Annotated in this window: 17 protein-coding genes and 1 riboswitch; of the genes, 10 read left to right on the top strand and 7 right to left on the bottom strand. The window is 70.6% G+C overall.

Annotation, left to right across the window (positions count from 1 at the left end):
* Window positions 1–18 precede the first annotated feature (18 nt).
* From AB0L95_RS17455 to AB0L95_RS17430, 6 genes are all read left to right on the top strand, one after another.
* Entirely contained in the window at window positions 19–1,008 is a 990-nt protein-coding gene (locus tag AB0L95_RS17455) for a pirin family protein (RefSeq protein WP_365162545.1), read from the top strand.
* A gap of 82 nt (window positions 1,009–1,090) precedes the next feature.
* The gene (locus AB0L95_RS17450; protein WP_365162544.1) at window positions 1,091–1,429 is read left to right on the top strand and encodes a GNAT family N-acetyltransferase; all 339 of its coding nucleotides are present in this window, start codon (window positions 1,091–1,093) and stop codon (window positions 1,427–1,429) included.
* Window positions 1,430–1,809: 380 nt separating this feature from the next.
* Window positions 1,810–3,987, top strand: coding sequence for a xanthine dehydrogenase family protein molybdopterin-binding subunit (locus AB0L95_RS17445; protein ID WP_365162543.1), 2,178 nt, complete (start codon window positions 1,810–1,812; stop codon window positions 3,985–3,987).
* The gene (locus AB0L95_RS17440; protein WP_365162542.1) at window positions 3,984–4,916 is read left to right on the top strand and encodes an FAD binding domain-containing protein; all 933 of its coding nucleotides are present in this window, start codon (window positions 3,984–3,986) and stop codon (window positions 4,914–4,916) included. Before AB0L95_RS17445 ends, AB0L95_RS17440 begins: the two co-directional genes overlap by 4 nt.
* Window positions 4,913–5,395: a (2Fe-2S)-binding protein gene (locus tag AB0L95_RS17435; RefSeq protein WP_365162541.1), complete on the top strand. Its 483-nt coding sequence runs from the start codon at window positions 4,913–4,915 to the stop codon at window positions 5,393–5,395. Before AB0L95_RS17440 ends, AB0L95_RS17435 begins: the two co-directional genes overlap by 4 nt.
* Before the next feature lie 54 nt (window positions 5,396–5,449).
* Window positions 5,450–6,475: an amidohydrolase family protein gene (locus AB0L95_RS17430; protein ID WP_365162540.1), complete on the top strand. Its 1,026-nt coding sequence runs from the start codon at window positions 5,450–5,452 to the stop codon at window positions 6,473–6,475.
* Between the two features lie 79 nt (window positions 6,476–6,554).
* Here AB0L95_RS17430 and AB0L95_RS17425 read toward each other — a convergent pair whose 3' ends face one another.
* The 4 genes from AB0L95_RS17425 to AB0L95_RS17410 all read right to left on the bottom strand — a co-directional run bounded on the left by AB0L95_RS17425 (window position 6,555) and on the right by AB0L95_RS17410 (window position 10,519).
* Window positions 6,555–7,292, bottom strand: a complete 738-nt coding sequence (locus tag AB0L95_RS17425) for a YoaK family protein (protein ID WP_365162539.1) — start codon at window positions 7,290–7,292, stop codon at window positions 6,555–6,557.
* Window positions 7,273–7,797, bottom strand: coding sequence for a DoxX family protein (locus AB0L95_RS17420; protein ID WP_365162538.1), 525 nt, complete (start codon window positions 7,795–7,797; stop codon window positions 7,273–7,275). The genes AB0L95_RS17425 and AB0L95_RS17420 overlap by 20 nt, the downstream gene beginning before the upstream one ends.
* Before the next feature lie 47 nt (window positions 7,798–7,844).
* Complete coding sequence (locus AB0L95_RS17415; protein ID WP_365162537.1) at window positions 7,845–8,507, bottom strand: hydrolase; 663 nt, start codon at window positions 8,505–8,507, stop codon at window positions 7,845–7,847.
* A 128-nt stretch (window positions 8,508–8,635) separates the two neighbouring features.
* Window positions 8,636–10,519, bottom strand: coding sequence for an amidohydrolase (locus tag AB0L95_RS17410; protein WP_365162536.1), 1,884 nt, complete (start codon window positions 10,517–10,519; stop codon window positions 8,636–8,638).
* A gap of 287 nt (window positions 10,520–10,806) precedes the next feature.
* Here AB0L95_RS17410 and AB0L95_RS17405 point away from each other — a divergent pair, with 287 nt between their 5' ends.
* Together AB0L95_RS17405 and AB0L95_RS17400 are read left to right on the top strand one after the other, a co-directional pair.
* Window positions 10,807–11,787, top strand: coding sequence for an alpha/beta hydrolase (locus AB0L95_RS17405; protein WP_365162535.1), 981 nt, complete (start codon window positions 10,807–10,809; stop codon window positions 11,785–11,787).
* 20 nt (window positions 11,788–11,807) lie between these two features.
* Window positions 11,808–12,527, top strand: a complete 720-nt coding sequence (locus AB0L95_RS17400) for an alpha/beta hydrolase (RefSeq protein WP_365162534.1) — start codon at window positions 11,808–11,810, stop codon at window positions 12,525–12,527.
* Between the two features lie 115 nt (window positions 12,528–12,642).
* Here AB0L95_RS17400 and AB0L95_RS17395 read toward each other — a convergent pair whose 3' ends face one another.
* From AB0L95_RS17395 to AB0L95_RS17385, 3 genes are all read right to left on the bottom strand, one after another.
* Window positions 12,643–13,431: a hypothetical protein gene (locus AB0L95_RS17395; RefSeq protein ID WP_365162533.1), complete on the bottom strand. Its 789-nt coding sequence runs from the start codon at window positions 13,429–13,431 to the stop codon at window positions 12,643–12,645.
* Window positions 13,432–13,614: 183 nt separating this feature from the next.
* Window positions 13,615–14,181: a TetR/AcrR family transcriptional regulator gene (locus tag AB0L95_RS17390; protein WP_365162532.1), complete on the bottom strand. Its 567-nt coding sequence runs from the start codon at window positions 14,179–14,181 to the stop codon at window positions 13,615–13,617.
* Window positions 14,182–14,240: 59 nt separating this feature from the next.
* Window positions 14,241–14,735 carry a MarR family transcriptional regulator gene (locus AB0L95_RS17385; protein ID WP_365162531.1) on the bottom strand — a complete coding sequence of 165 codons (495 nt, stop codon included), beginning with the start codon at window positions 14,733–14,735 and terminating at the stop codon, window positions 14,241–14,243.
* Between the two features lie 174 nt (window positions 14,736–14,909).
* Between AB0L95_RS17385 and AB0L95_RS17380 the strand changes: the two genes are divergently transcribed.
* Window positions 14,910–15,032: a hypothetical protein gene (locus AB0L95_RS17380; RefSeq protein ID WP_365162530.1), complete on the top strand. Its 123-nt coding sequence runs from the start codon at window positions 14,910–14,912 to the stop codon at window positions 15,030–15,032.
* A 116-nt stretch (window positions 15,033–15,148) separates the two neighbouring features.
* A complete protein-coding gene (locus tag AB0L95_RS17375) occupies window positions 15,149–16,033 on the top strand; it encodes a glutathione S-transferase C-terminal domain-containing protein (protein ID WP_365162529.1) in 885 nt (294 codons plus the stop codon).
* Between the two features lie 86 nt (window positions 16,034–16,119).
* Window positions 16,120–16,229, top strand: a riboswitch (SAM riboswitch).
* The last annotated feature ends 244 nt before the right edge of the window (window positions 16,230–16,473 follow it).

The following is a 16,473-nucleotide window of genomic DNA, read 5'->3' as shown; positions in this document are numbered from 1 at the left end:
GAGCGGGAGGCGGTCACGGTGAGCAACGTCGAAACAGAACCGGTCGAGGTTCGCTGCCGGGCGGCAGCGGACCGCGGGCAGCCGGCACAGGGGCCGCGGGTCGATGTGATCACCGCGCGCGACGTACCGCTCGGCGGCCCCCGGGCGATGACCGTGCGGCGCACCCTGCCCCAGCGGGCCCGGACCCTGATCGGGGCCTGGTGCTTCGCCGATCACTACGGACCCGACGATGTCGCAGCGACCGGCGGCATGGATGTCGCCCCCCATCCGCACACCGGGCTGCAGACGGTGAGCTGGCTGTTCAGCGGGGAGATCGAGCATCGCGACAGCCTGGGCAGCCACGCCCTCGTCAAGCCCGGCGAGCTGAACCTCATGACGGGCGGGCACGGCATCTGCCACTCGGAGGTCTCCACCCCGCGCACCACGGTCCTGCACGGCGTCCAGCTGTGGGTGGCGCTGCCCGAGGAACACCGGCACACCGAGCGGGACTTCCAGCACCATGTGCCCGAGCCTCTGCGGGTCGACGGGGCCGAGATCAGGGTCTTCCTCGGCAGCCTGGCCGGAGTGTCGTCCCCGGTGCGGACCTTCACACCGCTGCTCGGCGCCGAGATCGTCCTCCAGCCCCACGCGACGGTCACCCTCGCCGTCGACCCCGGCTTCGAGCACGGTCTTCTCGTCGACCAGGGGGATGTGCGGGTGGCCGATGTGCGCCTGCGTCCCGCGGAGTTGGCCTATGTCCACCCCGGAACCGACACGCTGACCCTGACGAACGAGTCGGGGGAGCCCGCGCGTACGGTGCTGCTCGGCGGAACTCCCTTCGAGGAGGAGATCGTCATGTGGTGGAATTTCATCGGCCGCAGTCACGGCGATATCGTCGAGGCACGTGCGGACTGGGAGAACGAATCCGACCGCTTCGGCGCCGTCGAGGGATATCCGGGGAACCGGCTTCCCGCGCCCGCCCTGCCGAATTCCATCATCACGCCGCGCAAGAATCCGCCGCGCGACTGACGTACCGTCGAAGGCACGGACACGCGGTCAAAAGCGCGGACGCACAGCCGAAAGAGCCGACAAACAGTCGAAAGGCACCCCCATGAGCCAGCCCTCCACCGCTCCGGTCGTCGAGCGGGCAGACGCCAGGCACCGCTACGAGATCCTGGTCGACGGCAAGCGCGCCGGTCTGACCGCGTACCGCGACCGGGGCGCACAGCGCGTCTTCTACCACACCGAGGTCGACGAGGCCTTCGCCGGCCAGGGCCTGGCCGGCCGGCTGGTCCAGGAGGCGCTGACCGATGTGCGCGCCCAGGGGATGCGGATCGTGCCGGTCTGCCCCTACGTGGCGAAGTTCCTGAAGAAGCACGAGGAGTTCGCCGACATCACCGACCCGGTGACGCCCGAGGTCCTCGCCTGGCTGGACACGGAACTCGGCTGACCCCTGTGCCGCCCGGCTCCCCCGGCCGGGCGGCCTGTCCGCCCAGCGCACGCCTTCGTCCCCACAGTGCACAGTCTCCCCTCACAACTCGTCCCGCGCGTCGACCATGATTACCGTGGAAGCAGGCTGAGCGGCCTCGGTCGCCATTCCTGGAAACGGTCGCACAGCGATGGCAATGGCGATGGCAATGGTGAGCGTGACGAGTGAGAATTCCGTACCCCGTTCGGTGCGGATCGACTTCTGTTCACCTGTTCCCGCAAAGACACGATCGAGGTGTTGTTGTGGAGAAATGGACCAGACGTGAGGACGAACGACTTCTTACCGGAAAAGGCCGGTACGTCGCTGATATCAGAGTGCCGGGTTGTCTGGACGCCGCGTTCGTGAGAAGCGAAGTCGCGCACGGCGTGCTGCGCGAGGTCGACTGCACGGCGGCCCGTGCCGTGTCCGGAGTGGTCGGCGCCTGGTCCGCGGCGGATCTGCCGGAGCTGCCCGCGGTGCCGTACACCCTGCTGGCGCGACTCTCCACGGAGGAGGCCGTGGCCGGCCGGGAGTGGCCCGCACTCGTGAAGGACCGGGTGCGCTATCCGGGCGAGGCCCTGGCCGTCGTTCTCGGAGAGGACCGGTACCGGGCCGAGGACGGCGTCGCCGAGGTCACCGTCACGATCGATCCCCTGCCCGCCGTGGTGACACCGTCCGCGGCGCTGGCAGACTCCGTCCAATTGTTCGACGGGAAGACCAACGTCGTTCTGCGGGGCGAGGCGGGAGCGCCCATCGACCCCTCCGTCTGGGAAGACGCCGCGGCCGTCGTCGAGGCCACGTACCGGCAGCAGCTGCTGATGCCCAGCCCCATGGAATGCCGCACGATCCTCGCCGTACCGGAGGGGGACCGGCTGACGGTGTGGTCGGGGCACCAGATGCCGCACCGGCTGCGCCGTGAACTCGCCGCGCTGCTCGGCCGGCCCGCCGACCGGATCCGGGTCGTCGTGCCGGACACGGGAGGCGCCTTCGGGTCGAAGAGCGCCGCGTTCCCCGAGTTCGTGACCGTCGCCTACCTGGCCCTGCGGCTCGGGCGACCGGTCCGCTGGATCGAGGACCGCCGGGAGTCCATGCTCGTCGCCACCCGGGGCCGGGGGCAGGACCAGACCGTCCGGCTCGCCGCCGACGCCGACGGACGGCTTCTCGCCTATGCGTTGTCGATCGACGCCGATGTCGGCGCCTATCCGCACCTCGGCGCCGGACTGCCCATGCAGACGGCGTGGATGGCGGCCGGCGCCTACACCACCCCGCACGTCCACGCGACCCTGCGCTCGGTGCTCACCAACACCATGGTGACCTATCCGTACCGGGGCGCCGGACGCCCCGAGGCGGCGATCGCGATCGAGCGGAGCATGGACCTGCTCGCCCGGCGGCTCGGGATGGACCCGATCGAGCTGCGGCGGCGCAACTTCATCCCGCCGGACGCCTTCCCGTACGAGACACCGGTCGGACGCGTCTACGACAGCGGGAACTACGCCGCCGCCCTGGATCTGGCCCTTCAGACGCTCAACCATGAGAAGTGGCGTGCGGAGCAGGCCCGCCGCCGCACGGACCCGGACGCCTTTCCGCTGGGTATCGGAGTCTCCTGCTATGTGGAGCGCTCCGGCGGCGAGACCGGCGGTCTGCACGAGTTCGGCAGTCTTCAGGTCGACGAGGACGGCCAGGTCGTCGCGCGGTGCGGTGCGGCGCCCAGCGGCCAGGGACACGAGACGGTCTTCCCCGCACTGATCGCCAAGTTCCTCGGAGTCCCGGAGACCCAGGTGCGCCTCATCGAGGGCGACACCGACGAACAGCCCGAAGGACTGGGCTCGTTCGCCAGCCGCTCGGCGCAGATCGACGGCGCTCTGTTCCAGCACCTGGCGAACCTCCTGATCGACCAGGCCCGCAACCGGGCGGCGGGGCTGTGGGATCTGCCGGTCGACCGGATCGAGTGGACGGACGGCTGCGTGCACACCGCCCACAACGGCACACCCCTGATGGGCCTCGGCGAACTGGTGAAGCACACCGGGCCGTTGCGCGTCGAGGGCCGGTTCGAGACCGGCCAGGCGTTTCCCTTCGGAGCGCACGCGGCAGTGACCGAGGTGGATCCGGACCTGGGCACCGTGAACATCCTGCAACTCGTGGCCGTCGACGACTGCGGCGTGATTCTCAACCCCGCGGTGGTGCACGGCCAGGCGTACGGATCGGCCCTGCAGGGCATCGGCCAAGCCCTCTACGAAGGCATGCAGTTCAACGACGACGGCGTACCGCACCTGGCCGGCGGGTTCCTGGACTATCTGCTCCCGACGTTCACGGAAGTCCCGCCCATCGAGGTCAAGGACACCCACACCCCGAGCCCCAACTCCCCCCTGGGTGCCAAAGGAGCGGGGGAGTCGGGCTGCATCGGCACCCCGGCCGCCATCGCCAACGCCGTGGCCGACGCCCTGCCGCACGTCGATCCCCGTCTGCTGCAGATGCCGCTCACCCCCGACAGCATCCTGCGCGCGCTGCGCGTCTCGACGAACGAGGAAGGCGACCGGTGAAGCCCGCAACCTTCGACTACGTGGTGCCCCGCACGGTCGCCGAGGCCGTCGGGGCACTCGGCGACACCGAGCGCACGGCCCAGGTCATCGCCGGCGGACAGAGCCTGATCCTGGAGATGCATCTGGAACGCGTCCAGCCGGAACTCGTCGTCGACATCAATCGGATCCCGGAGCTCGACGGTATGAGCGTCGAGGGCGACGAACTGCGCGTCGGTGCCCTGGTCCGGCACGCGGCCTTCGAATCGCCCGATGCCGTGCCCGGCCCGCTGGGCACACTGCTGGCCCAGGCCGTGGTCAACATCGCCCATCCGCCCATCCGTTCCCGCGGGACCATGGTCGGCAGCTACGGCTGGGCCCATCCCGCCTCGGAGTGGTGCGCCGTCGGCACCGCCCTGGACGCCACCGTGGAGCTGGCCGGACCCGAGGGGGTCCGGTCCGTCGCCGCCGGCGACTACTTCCTCGGGCCGTTCCTGACCGCCCGCCGGCCGCAGGAACTCATCACCGCCGTACGCCTGCCGCTGCTCGGCGAGAACACCGGCGCGAGCTTCATCGAGCACCGCCGGACACACTTCTGCTTCGCCCAGGCCGCCGTCGGGACGACCCTCACGGTCGACGACGGCGTGATCAGCGACGTACGGATCGGACTGGTCAACTCGGCCGACCGTCCGGTGCGGGCCCGGGCCGCGGAACACGCCCTGCGCGGCGCCGAACTCGGCTCGCTCCCGTCGGGGCCCCGGGTACCCGACGACCATCCGTTCGCCCGGGCCGGCCGTATCGCCGCCGAGCAGGACGCGGCGCCGTTGCCCGAACCGTTCGCCGACGTCGACTACAAGCGGCGCATCATCGCCGTCCTGGTCGCACGAACGCTCCGCGAAGCAGCGAAGGACCAGCGTGCCCGCCGCGCCGCACGAGAGGGAGACCAGCGATGAAGATCACGCTCAAGGTGAACGGCACCGACCACTCCCTCGACGTCGAGCCCCGCCGACTGCTCGCCGACGTCCTGCGCGACGACCTCGGACTCACGGGCACGCACCTGGGGTGCGAACACGGCATCTGCGGAGCCTGCTCGATCCTCATGGACGGCGAGCCGATCCGCTCGTGCCTGGTGCTGGCCGCGCAGGCCGACGGCCGCTCCCTCCGCACGGTGGAGGGCCTCGCCGGCCTTGACGGCGAACCCCACCCGCTGCAGCGGGCGTTCTCGGCCGAACACGCCCTCCAGTGCGGCTTCTGCACCCCCGGGTTCCTCATGGTGGCCGCCGGAGCGCTCGACGCCGATCCCGACCTCGCCGACCACCCGGAGGCCATGGACCACGTGGTCGGGTCCAACATCTGCCGCTGCACCGGCTACGGGCCCATCCGGCGTGCCGTCGAGCGCGCGGCCCGGGAACAGCGCCGGGCCACGGCCTGACACACACGAGCCCCGGATGAGCGCCGCTCCCCGGGGCCGATCGAGGAGAACACCATGAACGGTGCCCTGCGCGCCGGAGTCATCGACGTCCACGCCCATTGGCTGCCACGCGACCTGCTCGCCCTCCCGCCCGGAAACCCGCTCGGCGGGATGCACGACCGCGACGGCGAACTCTTCCTGGGCGACAGCCGGTTGACGTTCCCGACCGCGGCCATGACCGACATCGACGTCATCGTGACCGACACCCTGAAGGCCGGGCTCGGAGCACGCGTCATCTCCGCACCGCCCTTCGCCTTCCCCATGCACGCCCCCGCCGAGGCGGACGAGTACGTCGCCTCCTACAACGAACAGCTCGCGGGCGCCGTGTCCGGCACGGACGGAACACTTGTCGGGCTCGGACTGGTCCGGCTGGACGACGTGGACGCAGCCCGACGGGAGCTGACCCGGCTGTCAGCCGCGGAGGGCGTCGCGGGCGTCGCCGTACCTCCGGTGGTCGACGGCCGGTCCTTCGACCGAGACGCCCCACGGGAGATCCTCGGCATCGCCGCCGGACTGGGCCTGTCCGTCCTCGTCCACCCCATGCAGCTGCCGCGCCCCGAATGGGGCCACCACTACCTGGTCAACCTGATCGGCAATCCCGTGGAGACGACGACCGCCGTGGCCGCGACCCTCCTGGGCGGGGTCCTGGAGGAACTCCCCGACCTGCGCATCTGCTTCGTCCACGGCGGGGGCTGCGCACCCTTGTTGCTGGGGCGGTGGGGGCACGGTTGGCGCTCTCGCGCCGATGTGCACCGGGGCAGCACCCGTCCGCCCGCGGAGTCCTTCGGCCTCCTCTATTTCGACACGATCACCCACGATCCGGAGGTCCTGCGGTTGCTGCGGTCCCATGCCTCGCTCGAGCGGATCGTCTGCGGCAGCGACTATCCCTTCGAGATGGCGCAGCCCGACCCGGTCGGATTCCCGGTGGAGCACGGCATCGACGCCGCCGTACTCGAAGCGAACGGCCGAAGGTTCCTCGGGATGTCCCCCCGTCCCTGGCGGGAATCCGTGGGCGAGGGCGAGCGGGCCGTCGGGACCTGATGCGGATGTGCCGAAGTCCCCCTCGGCGAGGGGGACTTCGGTGTTCCACGAGAGGTGCCCCGGCCGTGACGGCCCGGCCTCAGGACTGCGCCCGGACCCAGTCGGCGTCGTCGGACGACAGGCGGTGCGTGGCCACGGAGGTGACCGCGAGCAGCGCCAGGGCGAGCCCCAGGGCCAGGACGAGATGGACGTGCAGCAGGAGCTGGGCCCCGATGAAGGCGCCGAGGAACATGGCCAGCACCGACAGGATCCGGCGGCCCGGCCGGGGCGCCGCACCACCTGCGGGGGCCGAGTCCGCGGCCAGCCCGGTCAGGGTCAGCGTGAGCACGGTCGTGGTGAGGTCCGGAACGCCGAGACGCCGGGCCACCGCGTTCTGCAGGCCCATGGCGAGCCCGAGGAAGACCACCAACGTGTACTCGACGCCGGTGGTGACCTTGCCGTCGCCGATCGCGGTGACGGCCACGGTGACGGCGACGAGGACCGTCTGCACGGCCGTGGCCGTCTTCAGCAGATTGCCCCGGTGATTCGCGAACCGCGTGCCGAGCCGGCCGCCGGTCAGCGCGCCCACGAGGAACGACGCCAGCGAGACGACGGAGGCCGCCGCGGACAGGTTCGGGGCGCCCGCCAGCGCGAACCCCAGGAAGACCACGTTGCCCGTCATGTTGGCGACGAAGACATGGCCGAGACCGAGGTAGCTCACGGCGTCGACCAGCCCGGTCACCACCGTCAGGGTGAGCATCAGCGGAGGCAGGGGGCCATGGCGCTCGCCCCGCGGCGGGACGAGCGTATGGTAGGCGTCAGTCAGCAGCCCGCGCATGCGGTGCCCCTTCCACGGTGGGGGACGGCTGGTGCAGCACCACCCGGGTGAGCAGTCCGCTCAGCGGACCGATCACGATCACGGCGATGGCGATCCACACCGGCCAGGACGTGATGCCCAGGGCGTGGTCGAGGGACCACTGGCCCGGGCCGGTCAGGGCGAGCGCCGCGGAGACGACGACGAGGACGAGCGGGTACTCGTAGCCGTCGTTCTGCACCCACAGCCCCTTGGACCATTTGACGGTGGCTGCCACGGTCATCACGCCCATCGCGCCCATGGCGGCCAGCGGGGTGAGCAGACCGGCGGTCAGGAACAGGCCGGCACCGATCTGGCTGCCTCCCGCGACGAGCGCGGTCAGCCGGCCGCCACGGAACCCGTCGTGACGGAACTCCTCCGTACCGCCTGCCAAGCCGTGGCCTCCGAGGTGGTAACTCACCTTCTGCACCCCGTGACCGGCGATGAGAAGGCCCACCGCCAGCCGGAGAAGCAGCAGTCCAGTGTTCATCGTGCTCCTGCCTGTTCCTGACTCGTCCTTACTGTGTCGGAGGGGGGTCAGCCCGCGGCGTGCGCGCCGATGACGGCCTGCGCGTACACGATGCCGAGGCCGTAGGCGCCGCCGTTCTCCTTGACCACGTCCGTGACGGGGCCGTACGTCTCCGTCCGCGCCCAGTCGCGCTGGAGCTCCAGCAGCACCTGCACCCAGGTGACCGGAACCGCGCCGGCCTGGATCATGCGCTGGACGGCGTGCTCGTGCGCCTGCGGGGTGACACCGCCGGACGCGTCCGTGACGACGTACACCTCGTAGCCCTGGGCGAGAGCGGAGAGCGTGGGCAGCACGACACAGACCTCGGTCCACAGGCCCGCGATCACGAGCTTCTTGCGACCGGTCGCCTTGACGGCCTCGACGAAGACGACGTCCTCCCAGGCGTTCATCGAGGTGCGGTCGATGATCTTGTGGTCGGGGAAGACGGCCGGCAGCTGCGGCATGATCGGGCCCGAGAATGACTCGGCGGCCACGGTGCTCAGGACCACCGGGACATCGAACACCTTGGCGGCCTTGGCCAGGCCTACGGTGGCGTTGATGATCGCGGTGCGGTCGCCGCTGCCGGTCCCGAAGAACATCTGTGGCTGGTGGTCCACGAAGAGCACCGCGCAGTTGTCGGGGGTCAGCAGGTCCGGGCTGGGAGCCGCGGTGACCTCGGAGGTGTCGACCATGGGAGGACCTTTCCATGAGGAGTGGTGCGGACGGTCGTCCGCGCCGCGAAGCACCGTCCGTACGGCGGACGGAAGCGGGGGTGGTGTCCCGGGAGGGGCGGCTCGGGGCCCAGCCCCGCCCGGGAGTTCTAGAGGTCGAAGCAGGGGTCGAAGGGGGCGCTCGCGGTGTCGGCCGTGAGGCCGCGCCGTACGCGCCACTGCCGGTGCTGCTCCGACTCGACGGCGGCCTGTCCGAGCAACTCGGCCTGGCGGGCGCCCGAGAGACCGGCCCGGGGCGCCGCCTGGTAGCCGCCGAAGTGCGCCACCGGGCTCCATGCGGGGCTGACCGGGGGCAGTTCCTCGTCCAGGCCCTCGTACTCGGCGGCGGCGTAGACGATCCGGCCGCCGGTGACGGTCAGCAGCGACTCGATGTGCGGGATCTCCGCCTCCGGCACGGTGAAGTAGTCGTCGGACAGCACCGCGAGGTCCCCGTAACAGCCGGGTCGCAGCACTCCCTTGACCTCCTCCTCGCCGGTCAGCGCGGCACCCGCGCGGGTGAACATCGCGAGGGCGGTGTGCCGGTCGATGCGGCTCGACGCCGGGTGCAGCACCAGATCACCGACGGTACGGCCGCTGACCAGCCAGTGCAGGGCGACCCAGGGGTTGTACGTGGAGACCCGGGTGGCGTCCGTGCCGGCGGCCACCGTCAGTCCGCGTTCCAGCATGGACCGGATCGGCGGGGCGACCGCGGCGGCGCCGGGACCGTAGCGGCGCAGGAACGCCTCGCCCTGGAAGGAGAGACGATTCTGCACGGACATCGCGCCACCGAGGGCCACGACCCTGTCCAGGCTGTCCGCGGACACCGTCTCCGCGTGGTCGAACAGCCAGCGGTTGCCGGCCGGGAAGAGCCCTTCTGCGGCGAGCTTCTCGAACACCGCGAGGTCACGGCGGATGGTCTCGTCATAGGTCGCGTGAAGCCGGAAGCCCCAGCCGTTCTCCATGAGCAGCCGGACGGCCTTCTCGAACTCCGCCTCGTAGTCGGGGGCGAGTTCCGGGCGGGGCTGGTTGAAGTTCTCGAAATCGGCGGCCGCCCAGGTGAGGTTCTCACCGGCGCCGTTGAGCCGTAGCCATTCGTCACCGTCCGCCGGGTCGGCCATTTCTATCCAGCGGGTGAGATCGTCGATCTCCTGCCCCGCCGTCTGCGGGAAGAGGTGATAGGCGATACGCAGGGAAAGGCGGCCTTCCGCGGCCAGTTCCACAACGGTGCTGTAATTCTCGGGGAAGTTCTGGAAACCGCCGGCGGCGTCGATCGCCGACGTCAGTCCGAACCTGTTCAGCTCCCGCAGGAAATGACGGGTCGAGGTCTTCTTGTCCTCGCCCTCCAGCACCGGCGCCTTGGCCAGGGTCGAGTACAGAATGAGCGCGCTCGGCGCGGCCAGCAGCATGCCCGTCGGCTCCCCGCCCCGGCCGCGGACGATCTGCCCGCCCTTGGGGCCGGGGGTGTCCTTGGTGTAGCCGACGGCCTTGAGCGCCGCCCGGTTGAGCACCGCCGACTGGTAGAGGTGCAGCACGAACACCGGGGTATCGGGGGCGGCGGCGTTCAGCTCCGCGACGGTCGGCAGCCGCCGTTCGGCGAACTGCTCGGCCGACCAGCCGCCCACCACCCGCACCCACTGGCCCTTGGGCGTGCGCGCGGCCTGCTCACGCAGCATCGCCAGACCCTGCCGCAGGGTGGGCACACCGTCCCAGCGCAGCTCCAGTACGTAGTTGAGCCCCCCGCGGATCACATGGAGATGGGCATCGTTGAGGCCGGGGACCGCCCGGCGGCCGAGCGCGTCCACCACCTTCGTGTGCGCGCCGATGTGAGGAGCCATGTCCTCGTCGTCCCCGACCACGGTGATGACACCGTCGCGGATGGCCAGCGCCTCCACCTGGGGGCGGCGCGGATCTCCGGTGTGAATCTTGGCGTTGCGGACGACCAGCTCCGCGGCATCGTCATCGGTGGCGCGGGGAACCAGCCCCCCGACCGGCATGGGTGACACCTTGTGACCCTCCTGGAATCGAACCGAGTGAATGAACCGCGGTTGCTTCGAGCGCCACGCTAGAACCGGTCCCCGCGATGCGGTGGCCTTCGAGTGCACTGAATGCGTACCGACAGTGCACAGGAATTCCCCGACCCTTTCCCGCAGGGGCCGTGTGCGGCACCATTCCGTGCGCTGTGGGCACACCGGCCGTGCGCTCGGGGTCAAATACCGGCCACCAGCCGGTTATAGCGTGCTGAACGACAAGCAACACCCTTCTCGGTACGCAGGAGATAGTCATGTCCGATGGCGTCGAACTGATCAAGCCCGTCACGCCGGTGCTGGAGCCGGCGGCGGCCGCCTTCGCGGAAGCCACCGCCAATCCGCCCTATCTGTTCGACCTGGCCCCGGCGGAGGGGCGCAAGGCGGTCGACGAGGTGCAGTCCGGTGAGATCGAGAAGCCGGCCGTGGACGAGGAGTGGATCACCGTCTCCGGCGGTCCGACGGGCAGTGTCCGGGCGCGGATCGTCAAGCCGGCCGGTATCGAGGGCACGCTGCCGGTGATCATCTACATTCACGGCGCGGGCTGGGTGTTCGGCAACGCCCACACCCACGACCGCCTGGTGCGCGAACTGGCCGTCGGGGCGAACGCCGCGGTGGTCTTCCCCGAGTACGACCTCTCCCCGGAGGTGCGCTACCCGGTCGCCATCGAGCAGAACTACACCGTGGCGCGGTGGGTCGTGGAGGAGGGCGCGTCCTTGGGCCTGGACGCCACCCGGATCGCGGTGGCCGGTGACTCCGTCGGCGGCAACATGAGCGCGGCGCTGACGCTGATGGCCAAGGAGCGGGGCGATGTGCCGCTGGTGCAGCAGGTGCTGTTCTACCCGGTCACCGACGCGAGCTTCGACACCGGCTCCTACCACCAGTTCGCCACCGGCTACTTCCTGCGCCGGGACGGCATGCAGTGGTTCTGGGACCAGTACACGACCGACGAGGCCGAGCGCGCCCAGATCACCGCCTCGCCGCTGCGCGCCACCACCGAGCAGCTCGCCGGTCTGCCCCCGGCGCTGGTCATCACCGCCGAGGCCGATGTGCTGCGTGACGAGGGCGAGGCGTACGCGAGCAAGCTGCGCCAGGCCGGAGTCGCCGTCACCGCCGTACGGATCGAGGGTGTCATCCACGACTTCGTGATGCTCAACGCGCTGCGGGAGACGCACGGCGCCGAGGCCGCCATCACCATGGCGGTCCGCACCCTGCACACCGCTCTGCACACCGCCTGAACCAGAGAAAGACAGCACACATGACCACCTCCACTCCCACCGTCGTCCTGGTCCACGGCGCGTTCGCCGACGCGGCCAGCTGGTCCGGGGTCATCGCCGAACTGCAGAGCGAGGGCATCGCGGTCGTCGCGCCCCCGAACCCGCTGCGCGGTCTCGCCTCCGACGCCGCCTACATCGCCTCCGTGGCCTCCCAGATCGACGGCCCCGTCGTGCTGGTCGGCCACTCCTACGGCGGTGCGCTCATCACCGTGGCCGGCACCACGGAGAACGTCGTGGGCCTCGTCTACGTCGCCGCCTATGTCCTGCAGGAGGGCGAGAGCCTCGGCGAGCTGCAGGGCCGCTTCCCCGACTCCCCGCTGGTGAGCAACCTGAAGGAATGGACCTACCCCGTCGGGGAGGGCGACACGGCGGTCGAGGTCACCATCGCCGAGGACGCCTTCCCCTCGGTCTTCGCCGCGGACGTGCCCGCGGACGTCACGAAGGTCCTCGCGGTCGCGCAGCGTCCGCTGGCAGCCGGTGCGTTCACGGAGACCGCCTCGGCGGCCGCGTGGAAGACCAAGCCGTCCTGGGCCCTGGTGGCCGGTGCGGACCAGGCGATCAACCCGGAGGTGGAGCGCTTCGGTGCGCAGCGGGCCGGGGCGACCGTCGTCGAACTCCCGGGCGCCTCGCACGCCGTCGCCGTCTCGGAGCCGAAGGAGGTCGCGGCCCTGATCCGCGACGCCGTGCGCGCGACGAGCTGACGCATGATCAGTAAGGGCCGCGCGGAGGGGGTTTCGTAACCCGTCCGCGCGGCCCGTCGGTGTCGGCACGGTTCGTCTGCGGTCCGCGCCGACGAGGTGACCCGGTGGTGCCGCCTCAGACGGCGGCGGTGTCGCGGCGCGACACCGCCAGATAGGTCACGAAGCCGAGGATGGCCACCGTCCAGGACAGAGTGACCGGGCCCAGGCCCCAGCCCAGACCGCCACGGCCCGGACCGACGGCCATCCAGTCGGCGATGGAGGCGCCGAGCGGGCGGGTGATGACGTACGCGGACCAGAACGCGGGCACCGCGGCCAGCAGACCCCCGCGGTGGGCGACGGCCGGGACGCAGATCGCGACGGCGTACAGGACGGCGGAACCCAGGTAGCCGAGGCCGATGGTCGCGGTCAGGTCGCCGGCCGCCGTGCCGAGGGCGAACGTGGCCAGCACCGTTGCCCAGTAGAACGCCTCGCGGCGGCGGGAGTCGATGCTGTGGATGGACAGGGTCCGCTCACTCGCGTACCAGAGGGCGAATATGGCCGCCAGCGCCACCATGAAGAGAGGCGTCGAGAGCGTGTAGGGGACGCCGAGGCCCACATGCAGGACGTCCGCGGCCATCGTGCCGAACACGCTCACCATGACGATGGCGGTCCAGTAGACCCAGGCCACATACCGTCGCACGGCGAACTGCGCGACCAGCGACACCAGCAGGGCCAGGCCGCCCAGACCGACGGCCGGGATCGGGCCGAGCAGATGCGCGAGAAAGTCGGACGCGGTCTCGCCCATGCCCGTAGTGAGAACCTTGATGATCCAGAAGTACACGGTAACTTCCGGCACCTTGTTCGCCATGCGGCGTAGCGCGGTGCGGGAGGGTGGCCGGTCATCAAGGACGTGCTCAGTGCTCATGGCCCGCACGATGACATGCCCAACCGCTGCTCTCCCAGAGCCCTTTGCCATTGTTTTGGGGCTTCTGGTGCATGAGTTGCCACAGTGGCGCTCCAGCCTGAAAGCAACCTGAACACATCAGGGAAATGGCTGGTCAGCGGCGCGTGCGGGCGGTAGGAAGGGGGATTGGCCACTGCCTCGGCCTCAGTAGTGGGTGATCCCCGCCGCCAGCGTCCGCGTCCAAGGGGCTTCCACCTCGTCGGCTCCCATCGACACGATCAGATGGCACAGCATCCCCATGGCGAAGAAGTCCTGGACCTGCTGTTCGCTGCCGCCGGACGCGCCGCGGACGTACTCCACCATCCGGGCGTACCCCTGCCGGACGGCCTCACGCACCGCGGGCTCCGAGACGGCCGCCGCCTGCGCGTGCAGCTGGATCAGCATCAGGTCGTTGTTGCTGATGAGCCTGGCGTAGGAGTCCCCCATGGCCGAGAGCACCACCTCGGGGGAGCTTCCCCCGGCCTCGGCCGCCGCCCGTTCCAGACTCGCCCGCACCTGGACGAAGCACTGCTCGACCACGGCGACGAACAGCAGCTCCTTGTTGGGGAACAGCCGGTAGACGTACGCCTGGGAGATGCCGGCCGCCTTGGCGACCTCGGCCGTGGTGGTGCCGAAGTAGCCACGCGCGGCGAACGCCCCGATCGCGGTGCGCAGCACGGTCTCGCGGCGCTCCTCGGCGGTGGACAACTGGCGGGGCCGGTCTCTCTGCATGTGAGTAGTCAATCAGTCACACTTTTGCCTGTCAAGGGCGCCCTGGTCCGGGCCTGCCGTCACCCGGCGGTCTCCGGCGCCTCGGGCAGCAGTCCGCGCAGTGTGTCGCACTCCCGATGGTCGACCATCTCCAGGATGGCCTGCGTGACGGTCTCGGCCAGCGCCGGGGAGACCTCGCGCAGCAGTCTCCGTCCCTTGTCGGTGAGGGCGACCTCGATACCGCGCTTGTCGCCGCACACCGAGCGGCGGGCCACCAGGTCCGCATGGTTCAGGCAGGCGATCTGGTAGGTCAGCCGGGTCTTGGGGCGGCCCAGCAACTCGGCGATCCGGGTCATCCGCAGGGCCGCGCCCGGCTGGTCGGCCAGCAGGCACAGCACCAGGAACTCGTCGTGGGAGACCCCGAGGGCGTCCTTCACCTGGGAGTGCAGTCGCTGCTCGATGGTTCCGGCCGCGGCCAGCAGCCGCATCCAGGCGCGCAGTTCGGCCGGCAGCAGCCCGTCCTTGTCCGTCCCGTCGGGTCCGGGCTGGTCATCGGGGGCGGGGGAGGCGGCCATGGTTCCCCAGTCTACTGGCCGTCCATCGACGGCTCCGAGAACAGAGCCAACCACCCCAATCCACCCCAATTGCGCATCTGCACGTCGCTCTCGCTCCGTGGACCGCCCTCTTGACGCCGGCGGGAGCCCGATCGACACTCCAGTAGGGATTTCCTAGTGAACAGGTAGGGAAGTATGGGACGCCTGGAGCCGGCCCTCGGCCGTGTGCACCGCACCCGTCGGCAGTCCCTCCTTCTGACCTCCCGCCGTCACATCGACCTGCTGCGTGTCTGCAGCGCGTCCGCTCCCCTGCGCTGAACCGGCGGCGCCCGGTCCGCAAGCCCGTCCCGTCCCGCCCCGCATGCGGGGAGCGCCGCCCGCCCGTGGGCCGCCACCCACCACACCCTCGCGCGACCGAACCCCCTGGGAGAGACATGTCCGCCCCTGCCCCGACCGCACTCCCGCTCGCCCGTCCCGCCCCCGCCTTCCGGGGCAGGATCGGCCGCGACGCCCGCAGCGGCCACTACGCCGTACCGCGCCGCTACCGCCTCCACCTGTCGCCGTCCTGTCCGGACTGTCTGCGGATCGCCATCACCCACAGCCTGCTCGGCCTCGACGAGGTCCTGCCCGTCACCCTGCTGCCCACAGTGCCCGACGGACCCGGCGGCGAACACTCCGCGCTGCGCCCGCTGTACGAGGCGAGCGCCCATCGCTACTCCGGAGCGGCCGTGGCGCCGGTGCTGAGCGACGACTGGTCGGGCCGTATCGTCAGCACACACGCCCCGGACATCATGCGCGACCTGGCACGCCGCTTCGGCGGAGGGCGCCCCGGGCTCTGGCCGAAGGGCGCCGGCAGGGAGATCGAGGGCGTCCGGCGTCTGTGCGCCCAGGGCATCGACGCGACCGCCCAGCGCGCCGGACGCGCCGACGCCGACGACGAGGAGCGGGGCGCCGCACTCACCTCGCTGCTGCGCACCCTGCGGTCGCTGGACGGCCGACTGGCCTACCAGGAATACCTTCTGGGCGACCAACTCACGGCCGCCGACGTGGAGTTGTGGGTCAGTCTGGTGCAGCTCGACACCGTGCACCGCTGGCATCTGGACGCCGCCGCGGTGCACCGTGTGGCCGGGTATCCGCAGCTGTGGGCCTACGCCCGTCGACTGGTCGCCCACCCCGCCTTCGGCCCGCACCTCGACCTCGACGGAATCGCCCGCCGGCATCACATGCACTGCCGCGGGCTCGAGGCCGCGGGCGCGGCCGTGCAGATCCTCGACTGGGCGGCACATGTCCCCAACCGCACGGCAGCCGCCTCCTGTTGATGCGGAGCCGGCGCTCCCGCACACGTATCACCTGACGGACGCACATTGACAGCGCTTCAGGCGCCTGTCTTAACTAGCGCCCAGAAGGTCATGAGCGTCAGCGACAAGCCCTGGCTTGCTGACCGGCAACCCTCGCTCCGCGGTGGGGTGCCCCAGGTGACGACCCGACCGGATGACGTTTCGGTAAGCGCGTGGCCCCACGGGCCGGAAGAGTGACGGTGGCAGTGATGTACGCAGCTTCGAGGACAGCCGCTTCGCGGCCCCGGGGCTGCGTCCTGCTGTGCACGAACCGCTCCGTCGACCTCCTCCGCGTCAACAGCGCACTGTGTACCACCCCGGGCTCTGCCCGCTGTCACGGCTGACGGCGTTTCCCCTCCCTGACGCGCACCGCTGCCGCGGTGCGCCCACGTTTCCGTCCCGCACCCGGTCCCGTGCGCCTC

The organism is Streptomyces sp. NPDC052036 (assembly GCF_040680495.1).
GTDB lineage: Bacteria > Actinomycetota > Actinomycetes > Streptomycetales > Streptomycetaceae > Streptomyces.
The sequence above is the reverse complement of the archived record's forward strand: the minus strand, read 5'-3'. Positions and strand labels throughout refer to the sequence as shown.